Annotated in this window: 22 protein-coding genes, 6 tRNA genes and 3 rRNA genes; 25 read left to right on the forward strand and 6 right to left on the reverse strand. The window is 59.3% G+C overall.

Annotation, left to right across the window (positions count from 1 at the left end; genetic code table 11):
* The first annotated feature begins 227 nt into the window (after positions 1-227).
* On the forward strand, positions 228-653 hold the full coding sequence (locus K8U54_RS13540) for an OsmC family protein (protein WP_249906351.1): 426 nt from the start codon (positions 228-230) through the stop codon (positions 651-653).
* A gap of 39 nt (positions 654-692) precedes the next feature.
* Here the strand turns inward: K8U54_RS13540 and coq7 are convergent, their stop codons facing one another.
* On the reverse strand, positions 693-1,340 hold the full coding sequence (gene coq7 / locus K8U54_RS13545) for a 2-polyprenyl-3-methyl-6-methoxy-1,4-benzoquinone monooxygenase (protein WP_249906352.1): 648 nt from the start codon (positions 1,338-1,340) through the stop codon (positions 693-695).
* A gap of 174 nt (positions 1,341-1,514) precedes the next feature.
* Between coq7 and K8U54_RS13550 the strand changes: the two genes are divergently transcribed.
* Positions 1,515-2,996 carry an AAA family ATPase gene (locus K8U54_RS13550; protein ID WP_249906353.1) on the forward strand — a complete coding sequence of 494 codons (1,482 nt, stop codon included), beginning with the start codon at positions 1,515-1,517 and terminating at the stop codon, positions 2,994-2,996.
* Between the two features lies 1 nt (position 2,997).
* On the opposite strand, the gene K8U54_RS13555 is transcribed toward K8U54_RS13550, so the two are convergent.
* The 3 genes from K8U54_RS13555 to hemJ all read right to left on the reverse strand — a co-directional run bounded on the left by K8U54_RS13555 (position 2,998) and on the right by hemJ (position 5,450).
* Positions 2,998-3,786, reverse strand: coding sequence for an SDR family NAD(P)-dependent oxidoreductase (locus tag K8U54_RS13555; RefSeq protein WP_249906354.1), 789 nt, complete (start codon positions 3,784-3,786; stop codon positions 2,998-3,000).
* A gap of 111 nt (positions 3,787-3,897) precedes the next feature.
* Complete coding sequence (locus tag K8U54_RS13560) at positions 3,898-4,887, reverse strand: DUF805 domain-containing protein (protein ID WP_249906355.1); 990 nt, start codon at positions 4,885-4,887, stop codon at positions 3,898-3,900.
* A 137-nt stretch (positions 4,888-5,024) separates the two neighbouring features.
* Positions 5,025-5,450 (reverse strand): protoporphyrinogen oxidase HemJ, encoded by a 426-nt coding sequence (gene hemJ / locus K8U54_RS13565; protein WP_249906356.1) that lies wholly within the window; start codon positions 5,448-5,450, stop codon positions 5,025-5,027.
* 263 nt (positions 5,451-5,713) lie between these two features.
* Here hemJ and K8U54_RS13570 point away from each other — a divergent pair, with 263 nt between their 5' ends.
* The 3 genes from K8U54_RS13570 to erpA all read left to right on the forward strand — a co-directional run bounded on the left by K8U54_RS13570 (position 5,714) and on the right by erpA (position 7,232).
* Positions 5,714-6,379 carry a DUF6776 family protein gene (locus K8U54_RS13570; protein ID WP_249906357.1) on the forward strand — a complete coding sequence of 222 codons (666 nt, stop codon included), beginning with the start codon at positions 5,714-5,716 and terminating at the stop codon, positions 6,377-6,379.
* Between the two features lie 12 nt (positions 6,380-6,391).
* Positions 6,392-6,802: a bactofilin family protein gene (locus K8U54_RS13575; RefSeq protein WP_249910446.1), complete on the forward strand. Its 411-nt coding sequence runs from the start codon at positions 6,392-6,394 to the stop codon at positions 6,800-6,802.
* Between the two features lie 76 nt (positions 6,803-6,878).
* Positions 6,879-7,232, forward strand: a complete 354-nt coding sequence (erpA, locus tag K8U54_RS13580; RefSeq protein WP_013789740.1) for an iron-sulfur cluster insertion protein ErpA — start codon at positions 6,879-6,881, stop codon at positions 7,230-7,232.
* A gap of 59 nt (positions 7,233-7,291) precedes the next feature.
* Here the strand turns inward: erpA and K8U54_RS13585 are convergent, their stop codons facing one another.
* Positions 7,292-8,362, reverse strand: coding sequence for an anhydro-N-acetylmuramic acid kinase (locus tag K8U54_RS13585; RefSeq protein ID WP_249910447.1), 1,071 nt, complete (start codon positions 8,360-8,362; stop codon positions 7,292-7,294).
* A 22-nt stretch (positions 8,363-8,384) separates the two neighbouring features.
* Positions 8,385-9,800, reverse strand: coding sequence for a peptidoglycan DD-metalloendopeptidase family protein (locus K8U54_RS13590; RefSeq protein ID WP_249906358.1), 1,416 nt, complete (start codon positions 9,798-9,800; stop codon positions 8,385-8,387).
* Between the two features lie 211 nt (positions 9,801-10,011).
* On the opposite strand from K8U54_RS13590, the gene tyrS reads away from it, so the two are divergent.
* The 20 genes from tyrS (at position 10,012) to rplL (ending at position 25,113) form a co-directional block, all read left to right on the forward strand.
* Positions 10,012-11,211, forward strand: coding sequence for a tyrosine--tRNA ligase (tyrS, locus tag K8U54_RS13595; protein ID WP_249906359.1), 1,200 nt, complete (start codon positions 10,012-10,014; stop codon positions 11,209-11,211).
* A gap of 548 nt (positions 11,212-11,759) precedes the next feature.
* A 16S ribosomal RNA gene (locus K8U54_RS13600) occupies positions 11,760-13,295 on the forward strand.
* A 162-nt stretch (positions 13,296-13,457) separates the two neighbouring features.
* Positions 13,458-13,534, forward strand: a tRNA-Ile gene (locus tag K8U54_RS13605).
* A gap of 19 nt (positions 13,535-13,553) precedes the next feature.
* Positions 13,554-13,629: transfer RNA gene (locus tag K8U54_RS13610), tRNA-Ala, on the forward strand.
* 257 nt (positions 13,630-13,886) lie between these two features.
* Positions 13,887-16,778, forward strand: a 23S ribosomal RNA gene (locus K8U54_RS13615).
* Between the two features lie 137 nt (positions 16,779-16,915).
* Positions 16,916-17,031, forward strand: a 5S ribosomal RNA gene (gene rrf, locus K8U54_RS13620).
* The 16S, 23S and 5S rRNA genes sit together here with 2 tRNA genes alongside, the layout of an rRNA operon.
* A gap of 487 nt (positions 17,032-17,518) precedes the next feature.
* Positions 17,519-18,478 (forward strand): bifunctional biotin--[acetyl-CoA-carboxylase] ligase/biotin operon repressor BirA, encoded by a 960-nt coding sequence (birA, locus tag K8U54_RS13625; protein ID WP_249906360.1) that lies wholly within the window; start codon positions 17,519-17,521, stop codon positions 18,476-18,478.
* Positions 18,468-19,229, forward strand: a complete 762-nt coding sequence (locus K8U54_RS13630) for a pantothenate kinase (RefSeq protein WP_249906361.1) — start codon at positions 18,468-18,470, stop codon at positions 19,227-19,229. Before birA ends, K8U54_RS13630 begins: the two co-directional genes overlap by 11 nt.
* On the forward strand, positions 19,229-19,906 hold the full coding sequence (locus K8U54_RS13635) for an SPOR domain-containing protein (protein ID WP_249906362.1): 678 nt from the start codon (positions 19,229-19,231) through the stop codon (positions 19,904-19,906). The genes K8U54_RS13630 and K8U54_RS13635 overlap by 1 nt, the downstream gene beginning before the upstream one ends.
* A 145-nt stretch (positions 19,907-20,051) precedes the next feature.
* Positions 20,052-20,136: transfer RNA gene (locus tag K8U54_RS13640), tRNA-Tyr, on the forward strand.
* Positions 20,137-20,161: 25 nt separating this feature from the next.
* Positions 20,162-20,235, forward strand: a tRNA-Gly gene (locus K8U54_RS13645).
* 27 nt (positions 20,236-20,262) lie between these two features.
* A tRNA-Thr gene (locus K8U54_RS13650) sits at positions 20,263-20,338 on the forward strand.
* An 84-nt stretch (positions 20,339-20,422) separates the two neighbouring features.
* Positions 20,423-21,616 (forward strand): elongation factor Tu, encoded by a 1,194-nt coding sequence (gene tuf, locus K8U54_RS13655; protein ID WP_013789746.1) that lies wholly within the window; start codon positions 20,423-20,425, stop codon positions 21,614-21,616.
* 53 nt (positions 21,617-21,669) lie between these two features.
* Positions 21,670-21,745, forward strand: a tRNA-Trp gene (locus tag K8U54_RS13660).
* A gap of 43 nt (positions 21,746-21,788) precedes the next feature.
* Entirely contained in the window at positions 21,789-22,157 is a 369-nt protein-coding gene (gene secE / locus K8U54_RS13665) for a preprotein translocase subunit SecE (RefSeq protein WP_075933571.1), read from the forward strand.
* A 13-nt stretch (positions 22,158-22,170) separates the two neighbouring features.
* Positions 22,171-22,704 carry a transcription termination/antitermination protein NusG gene (gene nusG / locus K8U54_RS13670; protein ID WP_013789748.1) on the forward strand — a complete coding sequence of 178 codons (534 nt, stop codon included), beginning with the start codon at positions 22,171-22,173 and terminating at the stop codon, positions 22,702-22,704.
* A 116-nt stretch (positions 22,705-22,820) separates the two neighbouring features.
* Positions 22,821-23,252 carry a 50S ribosomal protein L11 gene (rplK, locus tag K8U54_RS13675; RefSeq protein WP_013789749.1) on the forward strand — a complete coding sequence of 144 codons (432 nt, stop codon included), beginning with the start codon at positions 22,821-22,823 and terminating at the stop codon, positions 23,250-23,252.
* The gene (gene rplA / locus K8U54_RS13680; protein WP_070887121.1) at positions 23,252-23,947 is read left to right on the forward strand and encodes a 50S ribosomal protein L1; all 696 of its coding nucleotides are present in this window, start codon (positions 23,252-23,254) and stop codon (positions 23,945-23,947) included. The genes rplK and rplA overlap by 1 nt, the downstream gene beginning before the upstream one ends.
* Before the next feature lie 213 nt (positions 23,948-24,160).
* Entirely contained in the window at positions 24,161-24,661 is a 501-nt protein-coding gene (gene rplJ / locus K8U54_RS13685; RefSeq protein WP_070887122.1) for a 50S ribosomal protein L10, read from the forward strand.
* Positions 24,662-24,741: 80 nt separating this feature from the next.
* Positions 24,742-25,113, forward strand: a complete 372-nt coding sequence (rplL, locus tag K8U54_RS13690) for a 50S ribosomal protein L7/L12 (RefSeq protein WP_027904610.1) — start codon at positions 24,742-24,744, stop codon at positions 25,111-25,113.
* Positions 25,114-25,136: the final 23 nt, after the last annotated feature.

Below are 25,136 nucleotides of genomic sequence, written 5' to 3' on the forward strand. Positions count from 1 at the left end.
CCGGGTGAATACCTTGTTCTTGATTGTTATCGAGCGGGCACGTCGTCATACCTCATGACTGCGATTGTGCCACTAAAACGGCATCATCATGGGTGGTGATACCTACCGGTGGTCCGTTTTGTGAGTTGTTGCACGTTCTTGCGGGAACTCTAACAGTATCTGCGGCTCGCGGTGCAAATGCAGCGCTGTGATAAGCTGCCGGCCTTTTAAAAGGAGGGGCGGCAACGATGAAAGCTCGCGTTCAATGGGCCGGAGAAGCGCTGTTTCTCGGCGAGTCAGGCAGCGGCCACGCGGTGGTGATGGACGGGCCTCCCGAGAATGGCGGCCGCAATCTGGGCGTGCGCCCCATGGAAATGCTGCTGATCGGCCTGGGCGGCTGCAGCAACTTCGATGTGGTGAGCATCCTCAAGAAATCCCGCCAGCCGGTCGAGAGTTGCGAAGCCTTTCTGGAGGCCGAGCGCGCGTCCGAGGATCCCAAGGTCTTCACCAAGATCCACCTGCATTTCGTGGTCAAGGGCCGCGGCCTGAAGGAAGCCCGGGTCAAGCGGGCGGTTGAGCTGTCGGCGGAAAAGTACTGCTCGGCCTCGATCATGCTCGGCCGCGCCGGCGTGGAGATCACCCACGATTACGAAATCGTCGAGCTGGGTGCCTAAGCGAGCAGGGCGACTGGCATCGCCCTGTGATCGTCCGGGTCAGATGCGGTAAGTGGTTTTGGTCATGACCCTGGACAACAGTGTCATGCCCAGCTTGATCGGCGCAGGAAAACGCACGCCGCCGGCATCCAGCGCGCTGTTGGCGTGCTCCAGCTCGTCGCTGCGCATCTGCTCCAGAATCGCCCGGGACTTGGCGTCCTGTTCGGGGATCTGCTCCAGGTGCTCGTCCAGGTGCTTGACCACCTGATCCTCGGTCGCCGCGACGAAGCCCAGGCTGACCCGGTCGCTGACCAGGCCGGCTACCGCCCCCACGCCGAACGACAGCCCGTAGAACAGCGGATTGAGCACGCTGGGATGGCTGCCCAGTTGGCGAATGCGTTGCTCGCACCAGGCCAGGTGATCAATTTCCTCATCCGCCGCATGTTCCATGGCTTCGCGCACCCGCGGCAACCGCGCGGTCAGCGCCTGGCCCTGATACAACGCCTGGGCGCACACCTCGCCGGTGTGGTTGATGCGCATCAGCCCGGCGATATGGCGGGTCTGCCTGGCATCGAGCTCGGTTTCCTGCTCGACGATGGCGGGCGACGGGCGCGAGGGTTGCCCACTGAAGGGCAGTAGCGTGCGCAGCGCCATATCGGCTTGCAGCAGCAGGCGGTCGGCGGGCGAATAAAGGCGGTCGTTGGCCATGAGGGTTCTCCGGCGAGGACATGAGCGGCCAGTCTACCGCAAATGGGATTTCCAGGTCGCGACGCCCGACACGCAGGGGCAAATGTGCGGCATGTCCATTGCGCCGCATCCGTCACTTGCTCGCCCGCCGGGTTGGCAGGACTATGTGCTGCCGCTTGGGCATAAGGAGTTGCTGTGAAGAACGATATTCACGACCTGGGACTGGTGCTCGATTCCAAGGTCAAGCTGGTACTGATCGAGTCCTGGGACGAGCGGCGGGTGCTGGAAACCCTGACCGGCCTGGCGGTGCGCCGCGGCCTGAGCCTGTTCACCTGGTCGATCACCGATGGTTTGCGGCGCGGCGACTTCACCGGCGAGGCATTCACCGAGAGCGATAGCCACGAGCCCGAGGTGGCGTTGCGGCTGATCAAGGCCGACCCGCAGGCCAGTCTCTACGTGATGTGCGATCTGCATCCGTTTCTCGATGACAACCCCAAGCTGGTGCGCCTGCTCAAGGAGGTCGCCATGGCCGATGCAGCCCATGCGCCGACCCTGGTGCTGGTGTCCCATGCCTGCAAATTGCCGCCGGAGGTGCAGCGCTATGCCGCGCGTTTCAACCTGGCGCTGCCGGGTGAAGACGAGCTGCTGGCCATCGTGCGCGAAGAGGCGGCGCGCTGGAGCGAGCGCAACCGTAATCGTCGGGTGCGTACCGACAACCGCACCCTGCAGCAGGTGGTGAAGAACCTGCGCGGCATGAGCCATGCCGAGGCGAGGCTGCTGGCGCGCAACCTGATCTGCGATGACGGCGCCATCACCCAGGAAGACCTGCCGGAGTTGAACAAGGCCAAGTTCGAGCTGCTCGATCTCGACGGCGTGCTCAGCTATGAACATGACACGGCGCGGTTCGCCGATGTCGGGGGGCTGGCCAATCTGAAACGCTGGCTGGGCGAGCGCCAGCGCATGTTCTTCGCCGGCGAAGGTGTGGACACCCCCAAGGGCATGCTGCTGGTCGGGGTGCAGGGTTCGGGCAAGAGCCTGGCGGCCAAGGCGGTTGCCGGGCTGTGGGGGCTGCCGCTGCTGCGCCTGGACTTCGGCTGCCTGTACAACAAATTCTTCGGTGAGACCGAGCGCAATCTGCGCGAGGCGCTGGCGCTGGCCGAGCAGATGTCGCCCTGCGTGCTGTGGGTCGACGAGATCGAGAAGGGCCTGGCCAGCGGCGACCAGGATGGCGGCGTCAGCCAGCGCGTGCTGGGAACCCTGCTGACCTGGATGGCCGAGCGCAAATCCTCGGTGTTCATGGTGGCCACCGCCAACGTGATCGATCGCCTGCCGCCTGAGCTGGTGCGCAAGGGGCGTTTCGACGAGCTGTTCTTCGTCGACCTGCCCGAGGCGGAGATTCGCGCGGAAATCTTTCGCATTCACCTGCAGCGCCGCGAGCTGGAACCTTCGGCGTTCGACCTGGCGCAATTGGCGGCGGCCTCCGACGGCTTTTCCGGCGCCGAGATCGAGCAGGTGGTGGTCAGCGCCCTGTATGCGGCCCAGGCGCAACAGCAGGCGGTCGATAACGGCACGCTGCTCCGCGGTATTCAGGCCACCTCGCCGTTGTCGGTGATCATGGCCGAGCGGCTGGGCGAACTGCGGGCCTGGGCGCGTGGGCGGACGGTCAGCGCGAACTGAATCAGGCGCGGCCGAAGCGGCGATTGATGCGCGCCGCGATTCGCCGCACCAGCCAGCGCGGAAACAGCCGGGGCGCCATCGTCAGCAGGCGATTGCGCCAACCGGGCACGATGATCGCGCGGTTACGCTCCAGGCCACGCACGGCGATCAATGCCACCTCCTCGGCGCTGAGCATCAGCTTGCCGCGTTCGAGCGCCGTGGTATCGAGCTGCGCATTGCGGAAGAAGGCGCTGTGGGTCGGGCCGGGGCAGAGCACCGAGACCTTGACGCCATGGGGGCGCAGTTCCTCGCGCAGCCCCTCGGAGAAGTGCAGCACGTAGGCCTTGCTGGCGTAGTAGCTGCTCATCCAGGGGCCGGGCTGGAACGCGGCGACCGAGGCGATATTGAGAATCTGCCCGTGGCCGCGGGCTGCCATGACCGTGCCGATGGCGTGGCACAGGCGCGCCAGGGCCAGCACGTTGACTTCCAGCAGTTGCTGCTCACGGCGCCAGTCCTGGGCGACGAAGGCGCCACCACTGCCCAGCCCCGCATTGTTCACCAGCAGCTCGATGACCTGGCCGTTCTGCTCCAGCTCGTGCAGCAGACCGGAAAGCTGCAGCGGTTCGCTGAGGTCGCAGACCCGAAACAGCACGTCCACGGAAAAGCGCTGGGTCAGCTCATAGGCGATGCTTTCCAGCGCGTCGCGCTTGCGTGCCACGAGGATCAGGTTACGCCCGCGACGGGCCAGCGCTTCGGCCAACGCAAGGCCGATGCCGCTCGAGGCTCCCGTGACCAGGGCATAACGTGACATGAGGTTCTCCAGAGCACTTCGCGGGCAGGTGTATAGCCTATCCGCAACCGAGCTGTCAGCGCTGCATTCGCAGCGCCGGCGTAGAAAATAAAATGCTCGGGGCGCAGCGTATCAGCTGCCGCTCAGCAGTTCGCCGAACAGGCCACCGAAGATCGCCAGCATGGCAAAGCCGCTGAGGAACACCATCAACAGGCCGCCGATCAGCAGGATCAGGAAGATGCCCGCCACCAGGTTCACGCCGAGACTGTTGGGTGGCGGTGGCGGGCCGTAGCGGTTGCTGCCGGCGGGGCCCGGCACCACCAGCATGACGATCCAGAACACGCTGCTGATGATCGGCACCAGATTGAGCAGCCACAACCAGCCGGACCCGCCCATGTCATGCAGGCGCTGCACGCCGATCTGCGCGCTGACCACCAGCATGCCGATCACCGCGGCGATCAGCAGGATGCTGCCGAGGGTCTCGGCAACCACCGTGATGGCCGAGATACCGGCCATGATGGCGACGAAGATGAACAGCAAGGCGAGCGACCAGGCCAGGTAACGCATCCTGCCGATCCGGCCCTTGAACGAGTTGATCTTCAACTGGCCAACCTGGCCTGCATGGGGGGCGATATCCGCCTTGGGCGGCGAGTAGGGCGTCTGTGGCTGAGCGGCGGCAGCCGAGCTGGGACGAGGTTCCTTGCTCTCTGGCGCTGCTGCCTGGCGAGCCAGGTACTTCTCGATGATCACACCACAGGCCGAGCACTCGGCGGCCGTGAACTGCTGGTGACCGCACTTGGGGCAGGTCATGGACGTCTGCGGCTGTCCCGCTGGCTCCACCTTGGCGGCCTTCTCCTCATCCGTTTCCACGAGGCTCAGCGCCGCGGCCAGGTCCGGCTCCTTGCGGGCGCGGGCACCGGCACGCTGCAGCACGTTCAGGTACTGCTCGGCCTGGGCTTCTTCCAGGTCACGTTTGATGGCCACCGGGCCGCGGCCGAACAGGGCGTCGATGCGTGCGCGATCGCTTTTGAACAGGCTGGCCAGGTTGGCCTTGACCTCGTCCAGCGAGGTGTCGGGCATCAGGCTGCCATCGAAGACGATCTTGTAGCGGAGCTGGCTCATGCGCGTCCTTGTCTGCACGGAAAGATGTGGTCGCCGACCCTATCCCGCCGCCATCGGTTCGGCAAGTGGGCGCGGCGCGGTTTTCGGTGCTGCTGAGCGGTGGTTCTCAGCTTGCCAGCAGGCGCGCTGGCGGCGGATCAGAATGGCCTGACCACGACCAGGATGACGATGGCGATCAACATCAGCACCGGCACCTCGTTGAACCAGCGGTAGAACACGTGGCTGCGCCTGTTCTCGCCGCGGGCCAGGCGCTTGTACATGGCGCCGCACACGTGGTGGTAACCCACCAGCAGAATCACCAGGGTCAGCTTGGCATGCATCCAGCCCTGGCTCATCCAGCCGGGGGCGAGCATCAACAGACCCACGCCCAGTACCAGTGTGGCGATCATCGCTGGTGTCATGATGCCGCGGTACAGTTTGCGCTCCATGGTGCTGAAGCGTTCACGGCTCGGTGCGTCCTCGCTCATGGCGTGGTACACGAACAGCCGGGGCAGGTAGAACAGACCGGCAAACCAGCAGACCATGGCGACGATGTGCAGGGCTTTGATCCACAGATAAAGCATGGCCGTTCCTTTTCGTAGTTTGGGCTTGCGATACTAGTGCCCATGATGGCAATAGTCATCAAGACGGTTGGCCGCAGGCGGGGTGGGCCTTATCATCGAATTTTCCGTCGAACAGTTTCGAGGCACCCGATGCACCCATCTCCTCCCTTAGCGATTACGCTGCGGCCCTGCGGCTGCAGCGTGCCTGGGCATCGGTCCTGATGTCGGGGTGGGAGGTTCGCCCCAGCAACCGTGCCCAGGAGCGGCGTCTCCGGGTTGCGCTGGTGCTGCTGCTTGTCGCGGTGCCGCTTGCCTTCTACGCGGGCAACTGGTGGCAGGGCAGGTCCACGCAGCAGCAGGCACTGGCATTCGAGCAGACCCAGGCGCAGGTCGAGGTACAGGCGCGCGAGCTCGACGAGCTGCGCCAGCGCATGGCGGTGCTCAGCAGCGGTGAACAGCTGGCACAGCAATCCAACGAGCAGAGCCGCCTGACCATCAAGCTGCTGGAGGAGCAGAACTTCAAGCAGCAGCAGGAACTGGCCTTCTACAAAGGGGTATTGGCGCCGGACAGCAAGGTCACTGGCCTGCTGATCCGCAGCTTCGATGTCCACGCAACGGAAACACCGGGCGTCTATCGTTTCAAGCTCATGCTCAGCCGCATCGGCAAGGATGACAAGCCGCTGCAGGGGCGTTTGAACGTGCAGCTGGAAGGCAGCATGAACGGCAAGGCGAAGAGCCTGCCGCTGAGCCAGTTGAGCGGCGATCTCCCGGAAGGCTCGACCGAGAAGGCGATCCCCTTCGCGTTCAAGCACCTGCAGGCAATCCCCGAAGGGGGGCGGCTGGGTGAACTGCGAATACCCGAGGGTTTCGTGCCCAAGCGCATAGGTATCAAGGCTGATGTCGAGGGTGGAAAAGCCGTCGAGCGTCAAATCGATTGGACTGACGGATAGGTGATGTTCGCCATGTGGAATAAAGGCAAGGGCAAGGCAGACATGCAGCGCTTCGCGGGCAAGACCAGCCTGATCGCGGCAGGCGCGGTATTTCGTGGCGACCTGGAGTTTCAGGGTGCGGTGCAGATCGACGGCAAGGTGCTCGGCGACATCCTGACCGAGCAGGGGTTGGTGCGGGTCAGCGTCGAAGGGCAGGTTGAAGGCGAGGTGCGCGCCCCCCATGTAGTGATCGATGGCGAGATCGTTGGCGACGTCTACGCCAGCCAGCACGTCGAGCTGGGCCCCAAAGCCCGGGTTCGCGGCAACCTCTATTACGGGCTGATGGAAATGGCCATGGGCGCCCAGGTCGAAGGTGGCCTGCGGCCGATCAAGGAGCAGGACAGACCATTGGAGCTGCCCGAGAGCGTGGATGACGCTCAATAGTTGACCAATTTTCTAGGGTAAGCGGATAATACAGCGCTACCACGCAGTATGGGCGCCTGGCGCCGGGAGAGAGAACATGAGCGTCGAAACCTTCACCCCAGCCGCTGCGATGCAGTTCACGCAGGGAGCGGCCAGCAAGGTTAAGAGCCTGGTTGATGAAGAGGGCAACCCGCGCCTGAAGCTGCGCGTGTTCGTGACCGGGGGCGGTTGCTCGGGCTTCCAGTATGGCTTCACCTTCGATGAGGAGGTGGCCGATGACGACACCATCGTCGAACGCGAGGGCGTCAGCCTGGTCGTCGACCCGATGAGCTTCCAATACCTGGTGGGTGCGGAAGTGGATTATCAGGAAGGGCTCGAGGGCTCTCGCTTCGTCATCAAGAACCCCAATGCGACCACCACCTGCGGTTGCGGTTCGTCGTTCTCGATCTGAGTTCTGCCCTTGCATGAAAACGCCGCGCATTTGCGCGGCGTTTTCGTTTGTGCCTCGGCTCAAGCCGGGTAGATGGCGCCAAGCACCCGTAGACCCCGAGCACCGGTGACTTCGGGCCGGTTGGCGGGGATGCCGTTGAGGCAGCAGTGAGCCAGCCAGGCAAACGCCATGGCCTCGACCCAGTCGGCAGGCACGCCATGGTCGTCGGTACTGCTCACCTGCGCTGCGGGCAACAACGCCTGCAAACGTGCCAGCAGCGCCTTGTTATGGGCGCCGCCGCCGCAGACCAGCAACTCAGCGCAGCCTGGCTGCGCGTGCTGCAGCGAAGCCGCGATGCTGGTGGCCGTGAGCTCTAGCAGGGTGGCCTGCACGTCCTGTGGCTCGAAGGCAGGCTGCGCGCTCAGGTGCCGCAGCAGCCAGGGCAGGTTGAATAGTTCACGCCCGGTACTCTTCGGCCCGGTGGCCCGGAAGAACGGATCCGCCAGCAGCGCCGCCAGCAATTCAGGTTGCACCGCTCCGCTGGCAGCCCAGGCACCCTCCCTGTCGTAGGCATGGCCGAGATGATGGTGGATCCAGGCATCCATCAGCACGTTGCCCGGCCCGCAGTCGAAGCCCTTGGCGGGCTTGCCCTGTTCCAGCAGGCTGAGGTTGCTGAAACCGCCCACGTTGAGGATCGCTCGGGCAGCGCCGGGGCTGGCGAAAAGCGCCTCATGGAAGGCCGGCACCAGCGGGGCGCCCTGGCCACCGGCTGCCACGTCGCGGCGGCGAAAGTCGGCCACTACGGTGATACCGGTCAGTTCGGCCAGCAGAGCAGGGTTGCCGATCTGGATGGTGAAGCCCCGCGCGGGTTCATGCCGTACGGTCTGGCCGTGGCTGCCGATGGCGCGAATGGCGTCCGGCTGCAGGTTCTGCTGGCGCAGCAGGCTGTTGATGCCTTCGGCGACCAGCTGCGCCCACTGCTGCTCGGCAAGAGCCGCGCGGGCGAGTTCGTCCACGCCAGAGCTGCACAGCTCGAGCAGTTGCTGGCGAAGCGAATCGGGAAGGGCCTGGTAGTGATGGGCGAGCAATCGAGTGCGCTCGCCCTGCTCGATCAGGGCGATGTCCAGCCCGTCGAGACTGGTACCGGACATCACGCCGAGATAGAGCACGGGATCAGCGCTTGTTGAGAGCGAGCATGGTGGCTTTTTCCTGATCCATGCGCGCCATGAGCGGCTTGCTCATCTGCAGGAAACGTTGCTTTTCCTGGCGAGCGATCGGATCGGACATCGGCAGCTTCTGGCTCAGCGGGTCGACGTGGGTCCCGTTGACCTGGAACTCGTAGTGCAGGTGCGGGCCGGTCGACAGGCCGGTGGTGCCGATGTAGCCGATGATCTGGCCCTGCTTGACGCTGCCGCCGGTGCGCACGCCCTTGGCGAAGCCCTGCATGTGCGCATACAGGGTGCGGTAGCGGCTACCGTGTTGCAGTACCACGGTATTGCCGTAGCCGCCCTTGCGGCCGGCAAGGATGACCTTGCCATCGCCGGCAGCCTTGATCGGCGTGCCGCGCGGGGCGGCATAATCGACGCCCTTGTGAGCACGGATCTTGTTGAGGATAGGGTGCTTGCGGCCATTGGAGAAGCGCGAGCTGATGCGGGCGAAGTCTACCGGGGTACGAATGAACGCCTTGCGCATGCTGTTGCCGTCGGCATCGTAGTAGCTGACGTTGCCTTGCTTGTCGGTATAGCGAACGGCGGTGTAGGTCTTGCCACGGTTGGTGAAACGCGCGGAGAGAATGTTGCCGGTGCCGACCGATTTATCGCCGACCTTTTTGTTCTGGTAGATCACCTCGAACTCGTCGCCTTCACGAATATCCATGGCGAAGTCGATGTCGTAGCCGAAGATGTTGGCCAGATCCATGGTCAGGTTGTGGGACAGGCCGGCACGCTTGGCCGCCACGAACAGCGAGCTGTTGATCACCCCGTGGGCGTAGGACTCGTGCACATCCGGCTTGACCATCTCACGCTTGAAGTCGTAACCGCCGTCGGTCTTTTTCAGGCTGACGCTTTCCAGGTCGCTGAGCTGGCTGTGCAGGCTTTCCAGCTGCCCCGCTTCGCTCAGCTGGAACTGCAGTTCCTGGCCGACCTTGAGGCGGGTCAGCTGCTTGGCTTCCTTGCTGCTGTTGATCACCTCATGCAGGGTATTGGAACTCAGGCCCACCTTGCTGAACACCGTGGAGAGCGTGTCGCCATTGGCCACGGTGACCGTCTTGTTGCGTGGATCTTCGGGCGGCTGCTCGGCAATTTCCGGCTCTGCCTCGATCTCGGCGTTCTGCGATTCGTCGCTGCCTTCTATTTGCGCAAACGGCGAGTCGAGGTTTTCCTCGGTTGCAGCCCCTGCCTGATTGTCGGGCAGGTTCTGTTGGATCTGCTCGGAACCATTGTCCATGTCCAGGTTGAGGAAGGTCTTCTTGGCTTCTACTTCGCGGGAGGGAAACACCAGGAGTGCGAGGCTGAGGAGGGCGGCGACGCCGCTGGCTGCGATGATGTGTGTCTTGGGATAGAGCGGCGGCGCTTTAGTTGTAGAGGTCATAGGGCTGCTTTTTGGTGAAGTGAAAAGATGAAGAGGAAAAAGAAGAAACTGATGAATATGCAGTAACTGTATAAAATATAACCAAATCTACCTCGAGGCAACCCCGCAGGTGATGGTCGGCGCCTGGAGTAAGCGATGCAGGGCAAAACTTGTCATTTGTGGGCGATCTTGTATGGTTGGAGCCCTTTTGAATCTGGTGGCTGTGAGTCCTATGAAGTCGGTTGAAGAGCAGCTCGCGCTGATCAAGCGCGGTGCGGAGGAAGTCCTTGTTGAAGCTGAGCTGATCGAGAAGCTCAAGCGCGGTGAGCCGCTGCGTATCAAGGCAGGCTTCGATCCGACTGCACCGGATCTGCACCTGGGACATACCGTGCTTATTAATAAGCTGCGCCAGTTCCAGGAACTGGGGCATCAGGTGATCTTCCTGATCGGCGACTTCACCGGGATGATCGGTGACCCCAGTGGCAAGAGTGCCACGCGCCCACCCCTGACCCGCGAGCAGGTCCTGGAAAATGCCGAGACCTACAAGGCTCAGGTGTTCAAGATCCTCGACCCGGCCAAGACCGAGGTCGCCTTCAACTCCACCTGGATCAACGAGCTGACGCCGGCCGACTTCATCCGCCTGGCCTCCCAGTACACCGTGGCGCGCATGCTCGAGCGCGACGACTTCGACAAGCGCTATACCGGTAACCAGCCGATCGCCATCCACGAGTTCCTGTACCCGCTCGTGCAGGGCTACGACTCGGTGGCGCTGCGCGCCGATGTCGAGCTCGGTGGTACCGATCAGAAATTCAACCTGCTGATGGGGCGTGAGCTTCAGCGCGCGTACGGTCAGCCCTCCCAGTGCGTCGTCACCATGCCGCTGCTCGAGGGGCTGGATGGCGTGAAGAAGATGTCCAAGTCTCTGGGCAACTACATCGGTATCCAGGAAGCGCCGGGGGTCATGTACAACAAGCTGGTGTCCATGCCCGATGCGCTGATGTGGCGTTACTTCGAATTGCTCAGCTTCCGCAGCATGGAGGAGATCGAGCAATTCAAGAAGGATGTCGAGGCCGGGGCGAACCCGCGCGACATCAAGATCAAGCTGGCCGAAGAAATCGTCGCCCGTTTCCATGGCGAAGAGGCGGCAGCCAATGCCCACCGTTCTGCCGGTAACCGCATGAAGGAGGGTGAGCTGCCCGAGGACCTGCCGGAGGTCGAGCTGGTCGCGGCCGATGACATGCCCATCGCTGCACTCCTTAATAAGGCAGGCTTGGTGAAGAACGCAGCGGTCGCACGTGATCTGCTCGGCAGCAATGGCGTGCGGGTGGATGGCCAGGTGGTCGATCGCAGCTTCGTTTTCAAGCTGGGTGCGACCCACGTTTGCCAGGCCGGCAAGAAGGCTTTTGCACGAATCACGCTGAAATCCGAATAAAGCCTGAATAAACGGTTGACCTGAGTTTCAGGGGGCCTATAATGCGCACCACTTCCGGCGCAGCCTGATCTGAAAACTCCTTGTAGATCAACGAGTTAGACGAAAATAAAGGTTGCACGGACGGCGAATTCGAGTAGAATGCGCCGGCATCGACAGGGCGGTTTGAGTGGTCTTGTTGGTGGTTCGATCAGGTTTGATCGAAGGCGGTAAAAGAGGGTGTTGACAGCGGTTTGTAACGCTGTAGAATGCGCCTCCCGCTGGAGAGAAGATGATCTGGTCGGGCGCTGCAAGGTGTTGAGAAGAAAGAAAAAATTCTTCAAAAACAGCTTGACAGCAAATGAGGGTGCTGTAAGATGCGCGCCTCGGTTGAGACGAAAGCCTCAGCCAACCGTTCTTTAACAACTGAATCAAGCAATTCGTGTGGGTGCTTGTGAGTTAAGACTGACAGATCGCAAGATTATCAGCATCACAAGTAACACTCGTGAATTCGAGAGTTTTTTGCGATTGCTGAGCCAAGTTTAGGGTTTTCTCAAAACCCAAGCAGTATTGAACTGAAGAGTTTGATCATGGCTCAGATTGAACGCTGGCGGCAGGCCTAACACATGCAAGTCGAGCGGTTGAGGGGAGCTTGCTCCCTGATTCAGCGGCGGACGGGTGAGTAATGCCTAGGAATCTGCCTATTAGTGGGGGACAACGTTTCGAAAGGAACGCTAATACCGCATACGTCCTACGGGAGAAAGCAGGGGACCTTCGGGCCTTGCGCTAATAGATGAGCCTAGGTCGGATTAGCTAGTTGGTGGGGTAAAGGCTCACCAAGGCGACGATCCGTAACTGGTCTGAGAGGATGATCAGTCACACTGGAACTGAGACACGGTCCAGACTCCTACGGGAGGCAGCAGTGGGGAATATTGGACAATGGGCGAAAGCCTGATCCAGCCATGCCGCGTGTGTGAAGAAGGTCTTCGGATTGTAAAGCACTTTAAGTTGGGAGGAAGGGTTGTAGATTAATACTCTGCAATTTTGACGTTACCGACAGAATAAGCACCGGCTAACTCTGTGCCAGCAGCCGCGGTAATACAGAGGGTGCAAGCGTTAATCGGAATTACTGGGCGTAAAGCGCGCGTAGGTGGTTTGTTAAGTTGGATGTGAAAGCCCCGGGCTCAACCTGGGAACTGCATCCAAAACTGGCAAGCTAGAGTACGGTAGAGGGTGGTGGAATTTCCTGTGTAGCGGTGAAATGCGTAGATATAGGAAGGAACACCAGTGGCGAAGGCGACCACCTGGACTGATACTGACACTGAGGTGCGAAAGCGTGGGGAGCAAACAGGATTAGATACCCTGGTAGTCCACGCCGTAAACGATGTCAACTAGCCGTTGGAATCCTTGAGATTTTAGTGGCGCAGCTAACGCATTAAGTTGACCGCCTGGGGAGTACGGCCGCAAGGTTAAAACTCAAATGAATTGACGGGGGCCCGCACAAGCGGTGGAGCATGTGGTTTAATTCGAAGCAACGCGAAGAACCTTACCTGGCCTTGACATGCTGAGAACTTTCCAGAGATGGATTGGTGCCTTCGGGAACTCAGACACAGGTGCTGCATGGCTGTCGTCAGCTCGTGTCGTGAGATGTTGGGTTAAGTCCCGTAACGAGCGCAACCCTTGTCCTTAGTTACCAGCACCTCGGGTGGGAACTCTAAGGAGACTGCCGGTGACAAACCGGAGGAAGGTGGGGATGACGTCAAGTCATCATGGCCCTTACGGCCAGGGCTACACACGTGCTACAATGGTCGGTACAAAGGGTTGCCAAGCCGCGAGGTGGAGCTAATCCCATAAAACCGATCGTAGTCCGGATCGCAGTCTGCAACTCGACTGCGTGAAGTCGGAATCGCTAGTAATCGTGAATCAGAATGTCACGGTGAATACGTTCCCGGGCCTTGTACACACCGCCCGTCACACCATGGGAGTGGGTTGCACCAGAAGTAGCTAGTCTAACCTTCGGGAGGACGGTTACCACGGTGTGATTCATGACTGGGGTGAAGTCGTAACAAGGTAGCCGTAGGGGAACCTGCGGCTGGATCACCTCCTTAATCGAAGATCGCAGCTTATTCATAAGCTCCCACACGAATTGCTTGATTCATTGTAGAAGACGATGCTGTAACGCCTAGGCTAGGCCGGTGCTCAGTTGGTTGGAGCGCACCCCACGCTGTTGTAGAGAGTAGGGTGAGGTCGGCTTGGTGCCGCCCTGTTATAGGTCTGTAGCTCAGTTGGTTAGAGCGCACCCCTGATAAGGGTGAGGTCGGCAGTTCAAATCTGCCCAGACCTACCAATTCAGGTGCAGATGATACGGGGCCATAGCTCAGCTGGGAGAGCGCCTGCCTTGCACGCAGGAGGTCAGCGGTTCGATCCCGCTTGGCTCCACCACTATCTGGTTGCAGTCGTTGCGTTGAGAGCTCAGAAATGAGCATTCCTGTTTAGGCAGTGTGAATGTTGATTTCTGGTCTTTGACCAGTCGAAACATCGTTCTTTAAAAATTTGGGTATGTGATAGAAGTGACTGATTGATTACTTTCACTGGTAGTCAATCTGGTCAAGGTAAAATTTGCGTTGTTCTCAAGTGCAAATTTTCGGCGAATGTCGTCTTCACGTTATAGACAGTAACCAGATTGCTTGGGGTTATATGGTCAAGTGAAGAAGCGCATACGGTGGATGCCTTGGCAGTCAGAGGCGATGAAAGACGTTGTAGCCTGCGATAAGCTTTGGGGAGTCGGCAAACAGACTGTGATCCAGAGATCTCTGAATGGGGGAACCCACCTAGCATAAGCTGGGTATCATGCACTGAATACATAGGTGCATGAGGCGAACCAGGGGAACTGAAACATCTAAGTACCCTGAGGAAAAGAAATCAACCGAGATTCCCTTAGTAGTGGCGAGCGAACGGGGACTAGCCCTTAAGTTGATTAGAGTGTAGTGGAAGGCTCTGGAAAGTGCCGCCGTAGTGGGTGATAGCCCCGTACACGAAATGCTCTTATCAATGAAATCGAGTAGGACGGAGCACGAGAAACTTTGTCTGAATATGGGGGGACCATCCTCCAAGGCTAAATACTACTGACTGACCGATAGTGAACCAGTACCGTGAGGGAAAGGCGAAAAGAACCCCGGAGAGGGGAGTGAAATAGAACCTGAAACCGTATGCGTACAAGCAGTGGGAGCCTACTTTGTTGGGTGACTGCGTACCTTTTGTATAATGGGTCAGCGACTTATATTCAGTGGCGAGCTTAACCGAATAGGGGAGGCGTAGCGAAAGCGAGTCTTAATAGGGCGTTTAGTCGCTGGGTATAGACCCGAAACCGGGCGATCTATCCATGGGCAGGTTGAAGGTTAGGTAACACTGACTGGAGGACCGAACCGACTACCGTTGAAAAGTTAGCGGATGACCTGTGGATCGGAGTGAAAGGCTAATCAAGCTCGGAGATAGCTGGTTCTCCTCGAAAGCTATTTAGGTAGCGCCTCGTGTATCACTGCTGGGGGTAGAGCACTGTTTCGGCTAGGGGGTCATCCCGACTTACCAAACCGATGCAAACTCCGAATACCAGCAAGTGTCAGCACGGGAGACACACGGCGGGTGCTAACGTCCGTCGTGAAAAGGGAAACAACCCAGACCGTCAGCTAAGGTCCCAAAGTTATGGTTAAGTGGGAAACGATGTGGGAAGGCTTAGACAGCTAGGAGGTTGGCTTAGAAGCAGCCACCCTTTAAAGAAAGCGTAATAGCTCACTAGTCGAGTCGGCCTGCGCGGAAGATGTAACGGGGCTCAAACCATACACCGAAGCTACGGGTTCAACGTAAGTTGAGCGGTAGAGGAGCGTTCTGTAAGCCTGTGAAGGTGAGTTGAGAAGCTTGCTGGAGGTATCAGAAGTGCGAATGCTGACATGAGTAACGACAATGCGAGTGAAAAACTCGCACGCCGAAAGACCAAGGTTTCCTGCGCAACGTTAATCGACGCAGGGTGAGTCGGCCCCTAAGGCGAGGCAGAAATGCGTAGTCGATGGGAAACGGGTTAATATTCCCGTACTTCTAATTACTGCGATGGAGGGACGGAGAAGGCTAGGCCAGCACGGCGTTGGTTGTCCGTGTTTAAGGTGGTAGGCTGGTTTCTTAGGTAAATCCGGGAGATCAAGGCCGAGAGCTGATGACGAGTTGTCCTTTAGGACGATGAAGTGGTTGATGCCATGCTTCCAGGAAAAGCTTCTAAGCTTCAGGTAATTAGGAACCGTACCCCAAACCGACACAGGTGGTTAGGTAGAGAATACCAAGGCGCTTGAGAGAACTCGGGTGAAGGAACTAGGCAAAATGGCACCGTAACTTCGGGAGAAGGTGCGCCGGTGAGTGTGAAGGGTTTACCCCGTAAGCACATGCCGGTCGAAGATACCAGGCCGCTGCGACTGTTTATTAAAAACACAGCACTCTGCAAACACGAAAGTGGACGTATAGGGTGTGACGCCTGCCCGGTGCCGGAAGGTTAATTGATGGGGTTAGCTAACGCGAAGCTCTTGATCGAAGCCCCGGTAAACGGCGGCCGTAACTATAACGGTCCTAAGGTAGCGAAATTCCTTGTCGGGTAAGTTCCGACCTGCACGAATGGCGTAACGATGGCGGCGCTGTCTCCACCCGAGACTCAGTGAAATTGAAATCGCTGTGAAGATGCAGTGTATCCGCGGCTAGACGGAAAGACCCCGTGAACCTTTACTATAGCTTTGCACTGGACTTTGAGCTTGCTTGTGTAGGATAGGTGGGAGGCTTTGAAGTGGGGACGCCAGTTCTCATGGAGCCATCCTTGAAATACCACCCTGGCAACCTTGAGGTTCTAACTCTGGTCCGTTATCCGGATCGAGGACAGTGTATGGTGGGTAGTTTGACTGGGGCGGTCTCCTCCTAAAGAGTAACGGAGGAGTACGAAGGTGCGCTCAGACCGGTCGGAAATCGGTCGCAGAGTATAAAGGCAAAAGCGCGCTTGACTGCGAGACAGACACGTCGAGCAGGTACGAAAGTAGGTCTTAGTGATCCGGTGGTTCTGTATGGAAGGGCCATCGCTCAACGGATAAAAGGTACTCCGGGGATAACAGGCTGATACCGCCCAAGAGTTCATATCGACGGCGGTGTTTGGCACCTCGATGTCGGCTCATCACATCCTGGGGCTGAAGCCGGTCCCAAGGGTATGGCTGTTCGCCATTTAAAGTGGTACGCGAGCTGGGTTTAGAACGTCGTGAGACAGTTCGGTCCCTATCTGCCGTGGACGTTTGAGATTTGAGAGGGGCTGCTCCTAGTACGAGAGGACCGGAGTGGACGAACCTCTGGTGTTCCGGTTGTCACGCCAGTGGCATTGCCGGGTAGCTATGTTCGGGAAAGATAACCGCTGAAAGCATCTAAGCGGGAAACTTGCCTCAAGATGAGATCTCACTGGAACCTTGAGTTCCCTAAAGGGCCGTCGAAGACTACGACGTTGATAGGCTGGGTGTGTAAGCGTTGTGAGGCGTTGAGCTAACCAGTACTAATTGCCCGTGAGGCTTGACCATATAACACCCAAACAATTTGGCTGTTAGACGGTTGAAGTCGACAGTAATGCCGAAGATTTGCGAGAACACGTAATACCAACCGATATCACATACCCAATTCGCTGCAGCGGCTAAACCCCGAAGCAGCAACCCGTTTGCTTGACGACCATAGAGCGTTGGAACCACCTGATCCCATCCCGAACTCAGTAGTGAAACGACGCATCGCCGATGGTAGTGTGGAGCTTCTCCATGTGAGAGTAGGTCATCGTCAAGCTTCTACCCGAAAGCCCTGATCAGGTAACTGATCAGGGCTTTCTCTTTTTCGCTCGAATGATGGTGTGGCTGTGAGAGTCCCGGAGTGCCGGCCAGATCATCGTCAAGCTTCTATAAGAAACCCCAGGTCTCGACAGAGATCTGGGGTTTCGTCTTTTCGGCTCACAAAAACCGAAAGATGCAGGGCAGGCAGGTGGCAGAAAGCTGCCCCGGGTATCACTTCGTTCAACCCAGGCTATGGACGATATAGCCCAAAGGCTCGGGCTCCACCGCGGCAGAGTTGCTGGAGGGCGCGGCGGCACCGCCCTGGTGTCGTCGAGTGCTGCCCGGTAGCCTCGGTCCCGCTCATGCAGCTGTTTGTGCCCGGCATCAGCATCCACACAGCTCCTGGTCCCACCCCTTTCTATCCTGATGAATGCGCCCTGGCCGTGTAGGCAGCAGGCGAGTGCATCGTTATCATGCGCTCCTTGAAGCAGGGCAGGTCAGGCATGCAGTCTTTATTGCGACTTCTACAGGATGGGCAGTTTCATTCGGGTGAGGAGCTCGGCGCAGCTGTGGGTGTGAGTCGGGCGGCTATCTGGAAGCGCCTGCAGGCGCTCGAGGCCGAGTTCGATCTGCAGGTTCACAAGGTTCGCGGGCGTGGGTACCGGCTCGAGACGCCGTTGTCTCTGCTGGACATCGACTTGCTGACCGCTTCGTCCTCGTTCCCGGTCATCCTGCTGCAGCAAGTCGATTCAACCAATGCGCAGGCCCTTCGCCATCTGGCGTCCGGCGCCGTTCCGCCATTTCTGGTGATTGCCGAGCAGCAGACCGCGGGCCGTGGCCGGCGTGGCCGCAGTTGGGCCAGTCCATTCGGTGAGAACCTGTATTACAGCCTGGTGTTGCGGGTCAGCGGCGGAATGCGCCAGCTCGAAGGCCTCAGTCTCGTGGTGGGGCTCGCGCTCCTGCAGGCGCTTCGTGAGGCGGGTGTCGAGAATGCCGGTTTGAAATGGCCCAACGATTTGCTGGTCGACGGTCGCAAGGTTGCCGGAATCCTGTTGGAGCTCTCTGGGGATCCGGCCGACATCTGCCACGTGGTCATCGGTATCGGCGTGAACATCAACATGCGGGTTGCACCGCGCGACGAGGCCATCGATCAGCCCTGGACCTCGCTGCGTCAGGTGGTGGGCGGTCAGGTCGATCGCAACGGGTTCGTTGCCAGCCTCAACCGCCAGTTGCAGCACTATCTGCAACTGCACCAGACCCATGGTTTCGCCTCGCTGCGTGAGCAGTGGGAGGCCAATCACCTGTGGCAGGGCCGCGCGGCAGTGCTCGCCGCCGGGCTGCAATCCGTTCAGGGGCGTGTTCTCGGGGTTGATGACACGGGGGCGCTGCGCCTGGAAGTCGAGGGGCAGGAAAAGGTGTTCAGCGGTGGTGAGCTCAGTCTGAGGTTGCGTGATGATTCTTGAGCTTGACTGCGGTAACAGTTTCATCAAGTGGCGTGTCCTGCCGCGTGCGGGCGTGGGCGCGGCGCTCGCCAGTGGCGTTGCGGATAACGGTGAGGTGCTCATAGCGGCGCTGGCGGATCGTTTTCCGCAGCAGCTATCGACTTGTCGTCTGGTGAGTGTACGCGCCGATGATGAAACGCGTCTGCTCTGTGCCGCCCTGAGCGAGCGCTTCGCGATCGAATGCCAGGTGGCGGCTCCTGCACAGACGCTCGCCGGCGTACAGAACGGCTACGGGGATTATCAGCGGTTGGGGCTCGATCGATGGCTTGCCGTCGTCGGTGCCTACAGTCTGGAGCAGGGCGCCTGTCTGGTGCTGGATCTCGGTACGGCGATCACCTCGGACTTCATCGCCGCTGAGGGGGCGCATCTGGGCGGTTTCATATGCCCGGGGATGCCGCTGATGCGCAGCCAATTGCTCACCCACACGCGCCGGATTCGCTATGACAGTGCTGCCGTGGAGCAGGCCAGCGACAGCCTGATGCCGGGACGCTGCACCGCAGAGGCGGTAGAGCGTGGCTGTCGACTGATGTTGCGCGGTTTCGTGAGCACTCAGCTCGAGCTCGCTCGTCAGCAGTGCGGAGATGATGTGGCTGTGTTTCTGACCGGTGGGGATGCAGCGATGGCGGCGGAGTGGGTGCCGGCGGCGCGTGTGGTGCCTGATCTGGTCTTTATCGGTTTGGCGATCGCCTGTCCGGTGGTGGGGGAGAAGTGATGCGCTGGATTTTCATGCTGTTGGTGGTGCTCAACGCCTTCTACTACGTATGGCACCAGCAGCAGGTGCCCATGCAGGCAAAGGAGGTTGCTCCGTTGTCCCTGTACCAGGACAGCCGACGCGACATCCAGTTGCTGAGCGAATCCGAGCCGCGGGAGCGACGTACGCCTGCTGTCAGAGAAGAGGCGCCCGAGCAGGCCGTGTGTCTGTTCCTGGGCCGCTTCGATGATCCGGCGCAGGCTGAGCAGGTGGAGCAGCGGCTGCTGAGCCTGGATATTCGTTCGCAGAGCCAGGTGGTCGAGTCGGCGGGCGCCGTGGATTACTGGGTCTATCTTCCGCCCCTGGCCTCGCGTCAGGCCTCGCTGAGGCAGCTGCGTGAGCTGCAGGCGCGCAAGATCGACAGCTACATCATCAGCCAGGGCGACCTGGCCAATGGTATTTCGCTGGGCATCTTTCCTCGCCATGATTCGGCCGACAGTGTGATCTCGCGGCTGCGCCGCGCCGGTTACGAGCCGCTGCTGCGCGAGTTGCCGCGCGCCAACCGCAGTCACTGGGTGCGCATCGCCCCGGAAAGCCGGCGTTTGGTCGATGATTCGCTGCTCGAGCGTTTGTCTTTGGACTTCAATGGCTTACAACATCAATTAATGCCATGTGAGGGGGTTGCAAGCGTTCGATAGAATGCATAGAATGGCGCCCGCTTCGCAGGGTGGTCATCTCCAGGGATGAAATGCGAAATTGCTGTTAGTGACGCTAAGCTCAGGTTTTTAAATGAGAAAGTGCTTGACAGCAGGGTGGCAGATAAAGAGAATGCCGCCTCCTTATGGAGGGATTCCCGAGCGGCCAAAGGGATCAGACTGTAAATCTGACGTCATAGACTTCGAAGGTTCGAATCCTTCTCCCTCCACCAGATTTAAGCGCGAGCTGCAGGCTCCGCGGGCATAGTTCAGTGGTAGAACCTCAGCCTTCCAAGCTGATGATGCGGGTTCGATTCCCGCTGCCCGCTCCAGCTTTTGTTGTTCGCGCAATGTGTTTCGCTCATGTAGCTCAGTTGGTAGAGCACACCCTTGGTAAGGGTGAGGTCAGCGGTTCAAATCCGCTCATGAGCTCCATTTAATAAAGGCAGATATGAAAGTATCTGCCTTTGTTTTAATGGCGGTATCGCTAGCTGAATTCTTCGTTCGGGGACGGTCAAAATGGCTAAAGAAAAGTTTGAACGTAACAAACCGCACGTCAACGTTGGCACCATCGGTCACGTTGACCATGGCAAAACCACTCTGACCGCTGCTCTGACTCGCGTCTGCTCCGAAGTATTCGGTTCGGCTCGCGTCGACTTCGACAAGATCGACAGCGCTCCGGAAGAGAAGGCTCGTGGTATCACCATCAACACTGCCCACGTAGAGTACGATTCCAACATTCGTCACTACGCGCACGTTGACTGCCCGGGTCACGCTGACTACGTCAAGAACATGATCACTGGTGCTGCCCAGATGGACGGCGCGATCCTGGTTTGCTCGGCCGCTGATGGTCCGATGCCGCAGACCCGTGAGCACATCCTGCTGTCCCGTCAGGTAGGCGTTCCGTACATCGTTGTCTTCCTGAACAAGGCTGACATGGTAGACGACGCTGAGCTGCTGGAACTGGTCGAGATGGAAGTTCGCGATCTGCTGAGCACCTACGACTTCCCGGGCGACGACACCCCGATCATCATCGGTTCGGCGCTGATGGCTCTGAACGGCCAGGACGACAACGAGATGGGCACCACTGCCGTCAAGAAGCTCGTCGAGACTCTGGATACCTACATCCCTGAGCCGGTTCGTGCCATCGACCGTCCGTTCCTGATGCCGATCGAAGACGTATTCTCGATCTCCGGCCGCGGTACCGTTGTTACCGGTCGTGTAGAGCGCGGTATCGTCAAGATCCAGGAAGAAATCGAGATCGTTGGTCTGCGTGCTACCACCAAGACCACCTGCACCGGTGTCGAGATGTTCCGCAAGCTGCTCGACGAAGGTCGTGCTGGTGAGAACTGTGGCGTTCTGCTGCGCGGCACCAAGCGTGACGACGTAGAGCGTGGTCAGGTTCTGGCCAAGCCGGGCACCATCAAGCCGCACACCAAGTTCGAAGCTGAAGTGTACGTTCTGTCCAAGGAAGAAGGTGGTCGTCACACCCCGTTCTTCAAGGGCTACCGTCCGCAGTTCTACTTCCGTACCACTGACGTGACCGGTTCGTGCGAACTGCCGGAAGGCGTTGAGATGGTAATGCCGGGCGACAACATCAAGATGGTTGTCACCCTGATCAAGCCGATCGCCATGGAAGACGGCCTGCGCTTCGCAATTCGCGAAGGTGGTCGTACCGTTGGTGCCGGTGTTGTAGCAAAGATCGTCGAATAATCGATTGATCTGTCCCCCTCAGGCCGGCATAATGGTCGGCCTGATTTTGTTCTAGGTCAGTAGCTCAATTGGCAGAGCGGCGGTCTCCAAAACCGCAGGTTGGGGGTTCGATTCCCTCCTGACCTGCCATTTTCTAACGAATTTGGCGTGTCTTCTCACAGGATCCTTGTTCATGAATGTTAAGGCTGAAGCCAAAGACTCTCGTTTTGATCTGCTCAAGTGGATCGCGGTGGCCCTGCTTGTGGTCGCTGGAGTGGTCGGTAATCAGTACTTTTCCGGTGAGCCGATCCTGTATCGTGTCGTTGCTCTGCTCGTGCTGGCGGTCGTCGCCGCACTGATCGCCCTGCAGACGGCAAAAGGTCAGTCCTTCTTCGGTCTGGCAAAGGAAGCGCGCGTCGAAATTCGCAAGGTTGTCTGGCCGACCCGTCAGGAAACCACGCAAACCACGCTGATCGTCGTCCTGGTCGTGCTCGTCATGGCTCTGGTGCTCTGGGGGCTCGATTCGCTCCTCGGTTGGCTTGTGTCGTTTATTGTAAGTTGAGATAGGGTGTCCCGTGGCTAAGCGTTGGTACGTTGTGCATGCTTACTCGGGTTACGAGAAGCATGTAATGCGTTCGCTGATCGAGCGCGTAAAGTTCGCCGGAATGGAAGATGAGTTCGGCGAGATTCTGGTCCCCACCGAAGAAGTGGTGGAGATGCGTAACGGCCAGAAGCGCAAGAGTGAGCGCAAGTTCTTTCCAGGCTACGTGCTGGTGCAGATGGAAATGAACGAGGCGACTTGGCACTTGATCAAGGATACGCCGCGGGTGATGGGCTTTATCGGTGGTACTGCCGACAAGCCGGCACCGATCACCGAGAAAGAAGCCGACGCCATTCTGCGTCGCGTCGCCGATAGCGGTGACAAGCCCAAGCCGAAGACGCTGTTCGAGCCGGGCGAGATGGTTCGTGTTATCGATGGTCCGTTCGCTGATTTCAGCGGCGTCGTCGAAGAAGTGAATTACGAGAAGAGCCGTATCCAGGTGGCAGTGACCATTTTCGGTCGTGCCACTCCGGTCGAGCTGGAGTTCAGTCAGGTCGAGAAGTCGTAACTGACACACGCATCCCATACCCCGCAGTCATAGGCTGCGGGGTTTTGTTGTCACTGGGATAAACAGGCAATAGTCGGGGAGCCGAAAGGCGCTAGAACCCGTAACTGGAGTAGCTAATGGCTAAGAAAATCACGGCTTATATCAAGCTGCAAGTAAAGGCCGGTCAGGCCAACCCGTCGCCACCCGTCGGTCCCGCTCTGGGCCAGCACGGCGTCAACATCATGGAATTCTGCAAGGCGTTCAACGCCAAGACCCAGGGCATGGAACCTGGTCTGCCGACTCCAGTGATCATCACTGTTTACAGTGACCGTAGCTTCACGTTCGAAACCAAGAGCACCCCGGCTTCCGTGCTGCTGAAGAAAGCAGCAGGCCTGACCAGCGGTTCGGCCCGTCCGAACACTGTCAAGGTTGGCACCGTTACCCGTGCCCAGCTCGAAGAGATCGCCAAGACCAAGCAGGCCGATCTGACTGCAGCTGATATGGATGCAGCCGTGCGCACCATCGCCGGTTCTGCTCGTAGCATGGGCCTCAACGTGGAGGGTGTGTAATGGCTAAGCTGACCAAGCGCCAAAAGGCTATCGCAGCCAAGATCGAGCCGGGCAAAGCCTACAGCTTCAACGATGCTGCTGCGCTGCTGGCCGAAATTTCCGCCGTCAAGTTCTCCGAGTCGGTCGATATCTCGATCAACCTCGGCGTCGACCCGCGTAAATCCGATCAGGTCGTTCGTGGTGCCACCGTTCTGCCCAACGGCAGCGGCAAAACCGTTCGCGTTGCCGTGTTCACCCAGGGTCCGGGCGCTGAAGCTGCTCTGGCTGCCGGTGCTGACCGCGTAGGCATGGACGACCTGGCTGCCGAAATGAAAGGCGGCGACCTGAACTACGACGTGGTCATCGCTTCCCCGGACGCCATGCGCGTTGTTGGCCAGCTGGGCCAGGTACTCGGCCCGCGCGGCCTGATGCCCAACCCGAAAGTCGGCACCGTGACCCCGGACGTCGCCACTGCAGTGAAGAATGCCAAGGCTGGTCAGGTACGTTTCCGTACCGACAAGAACGGCATCATCCACGGTTCCGTCGGCAAGGTTGGCTTCGAAGCCGACAAGCTGAAGCAGAACGTGGAAGCTCTGCTGGCCGATCTCAAGCGCCTGAAGCCGTCGACCTCGAAAGGCGTCTACGTCAAGCGCGTGACCCTGAGCACCACCATGGGCCCGGGTCTGCTGATCGACCAAGGTTCGCTGGACGCTTAATGCATAACGGCGCACGCACCTGGTGCGTGTGCCGCGAAAAAATTGGGGTCCCTGCCTGGCGGGGGCTATCCAAGACCGTAGGGGGCGCAAGCCTCAAACCCGAAGAGCGATCTTCAGCCCTACGCAGATGGTGCTCCCGATTCTTACCGAATCAGACACCAAAACGCCGTCCGGCTCAGGCCGGGCGAAACGGTAACATCCAGGAGTAAACCCGTGGCAATTAAACTCGAAGACAAGAAGGCCATCGTCGCTGAAGTCAACGAGGCTGCCAAAGCTGCCCTGTCCGCTGTCGTGGCTGATGCCCGTGGCGTGACCGTAAGCGCTATGACCGGACTCCGTAAAGAGGCCCGCGAAGCTGGCGTATACGTACGTGTCGTACGTAATACCCTGCTCAAGCGCGCCGTTGAAGGCACTCAGTACGACGTGCTCAACGACGTGTTCAAAGGCCCGACCCTGATTGCGTTCTCCAACGAGCACCCGGGCGCTGCTGCCCGTCTGTTCAAGGACTTCGCCAAGGGTCAGGACAAGTTCGAGATCAAAGCCGCTGCGTTCGAGGGCAAGTACCTTGCAGCCAATCAGATCGACGTACTGGCAAGCCTGCCGACCCGCGACGAGGGTATCGCACAGCTGATGAGCGTTATCCAAGGCGCCACCAGCAAGCTCGCTCGCACCCTGGCAGCCATTCGCGACCAGAAAGAAGCCGCTGCTGCCTAAGGCCGCATAAGCACTTTCGAAATCACATGTTTAATTTGATGGTCGCGTAGGCCGTCACCCCAATACAGGAATTCATAGTCATGTCTCTGACTAACGAGCAAATCATCGAAGCGATCGGCCAGAAATCCGTTATGGAAATCGTCGAGCTGATCAAGGCGATGGAAGAAACCTTCGGCGTTACCGCTGCTGCCGCTGTTGCTGCTGGCCCGGCTGCTGGTGCTGCTGCCGCTGCTGAAGAGCAAACCGAGTTCACCGTTGTCCTGGCTGAAGCTGGCGACAAGAAAGTGAACGTGATCAAGGCCGTTCGCGAGCTGACCGGTCTGGGCCTGAAAGAAGCCAAAGCAGTGGTTGACGGCGCTCCTGGCGTGGTCAAAGAAGGCGTGTCGAAAGACGAAGCCGAAGCTGCCAAGAAAGCTCTGGAAGAAGCAGGCGCCAAAGTCGAGCTCAAGTAAGCGACGACCTTGCGTCTACAGCC

The organism is Pseudomonas fulva (assembly GCF_023517795.1).
Classification (GTDB): Bacteria; Pseudomonadota; Gammaproteobacteria; order Pseudomonadales; family Pseudomonadaceae; genus Aquipseudomonas; species Aquipseudomonas fulva_D.

What these genes read in the sequence shown, in the direction of transcription:
- K8U54_RS13540 (WP_249906351.1), top strand. Translation starts at nt 228, where the DNA reads ATGAAAGCTCGCGTTCAATGGGCCGGAGAAGCGCTGTTTCTCGGCGAG.
- coq7 (WP_249906352.1), bottom strand. Translation starts at nt 1,340, where the DNA reads ATGGCCAACGACCGCCTTTATTCGCCCGCCGACCGCCTGCTGCTGCAA.
- K8U54_RS13555 (WP_249906354.1), bottom strand. Translation starts at nt 3,786, where the DNA reads ATGTCACGTTATGCCCTGGTCACGGGAGCCTCGAGCGGCATCGGCCTT.
- K8U54_RS13560 (WP_249906355.1), bottom strand. Translation starts at nt 4,887, where the DNA reads ATGAGCCAGCTCCGCTACAAGATCGTCTTCGATGGCAGCCTGATGCCC.
- hemJ (WP_249906356.1), bottom strand. Translation starts at nt 5,450, where the DNA reads ATGCTTTATCTGTGGATCAAAGCCCTGCACATCGTCGCCATGGTCTGC.
- K8U54_RS13575 (WP_249910446.1), top strand. Translation starts at nt 6,392, where the DNA reads ATGTGGAATAAAGGCAAGGGCAAGGCAGACATGCAGCGCTTCGCGGGC.
- erpA (WP_013789740.1), top strand. Translation starts at nt 6,879, where the DNA reads ATGAGCGTCGAAACCTTCACCCCAGCCGCTGCGATGCAGTTCACGCAG.
- K8U54_RS13585 (WP_249910447.1), bottom strand. Translation starts at nt 8,362, where the DNA reads ATGTCCGGTACCAGTCTCGACGGGCTGGACATCGCCCTGATCGAGCAG.
- K8U54_RS13590 (WP_249906358.1), bottom strand. Translation starts at nt 9,800, where the DNA reads ATGACCTCTACAACTAAAGCGCCGCCGCTCTATCCCAAGACACACATC.
- tyrS (WP_249906359.1), top strand. Translation starts at nt 10,012, where the DNA reads ATGAAGTCGGTTGAAGAGCAGCTCGCGCTGATCAAGCGCGGTGCGGAG.
- birA (WP_249906360.1), top strand. Translation starts at nt 17,519, where the DNA reads ATGCAGTCTTTATTGCGACTTCTACAGGATGGGCAGTTTCATTCGGGT.
- K8U54_RS13630 (WP_249906361.1), top strand. Translation starts at nt 18,468, where the DNA reads ATGATTCTTGAGCTTGACTGCGGTAACAGTTTCATCAAGTGGCGTGTC.
- K8U54_RS13635 (WP_249906362.1), top strand. Translation starts at nt 19,229, where the DNA reads ATGCGCTGGATTTTCATGCTGTTGGTGGTGCTCAACGCCTTCTACTAC.
- tuf (WP_013789746.1), top strand. Translation starts at nt 20,423, where the DNA reads ATGGCTAAAGAAAAGTTTGAACGTAACAAACCGCACGTCAACGTTGGC.
- secE (WP_075933571.1), top strand. Translation starts at nt 21,789, where the DNA reads ATGAATGTTAAGGCTGAAGCCAAAGACTCTCGTTTTGATCTGCTCAAG.
- rplK (WP_013789749.1), top strand. Translation starts at nt 22,821, where the DNA reads ATGGCTAAGAAAATCACGGCTTATATCAAGCTGCAAGTAAAGGCCGGT.
- rplA (WP_070887121.1), top strand. Translation starts at nt 23,252, where the DNA reads ATGGCTAAGCTGACCAAGCGCCAAAAGGCTATCGCAGCCAAGATCGAG.
- rplL (WP_027904610.1), top strand. Translation starts at nt 24,742, where the DNA reads ATGTCTCTGACTAACGAGCAAATCATCGAAGCGATCGGCCAGAAATCC.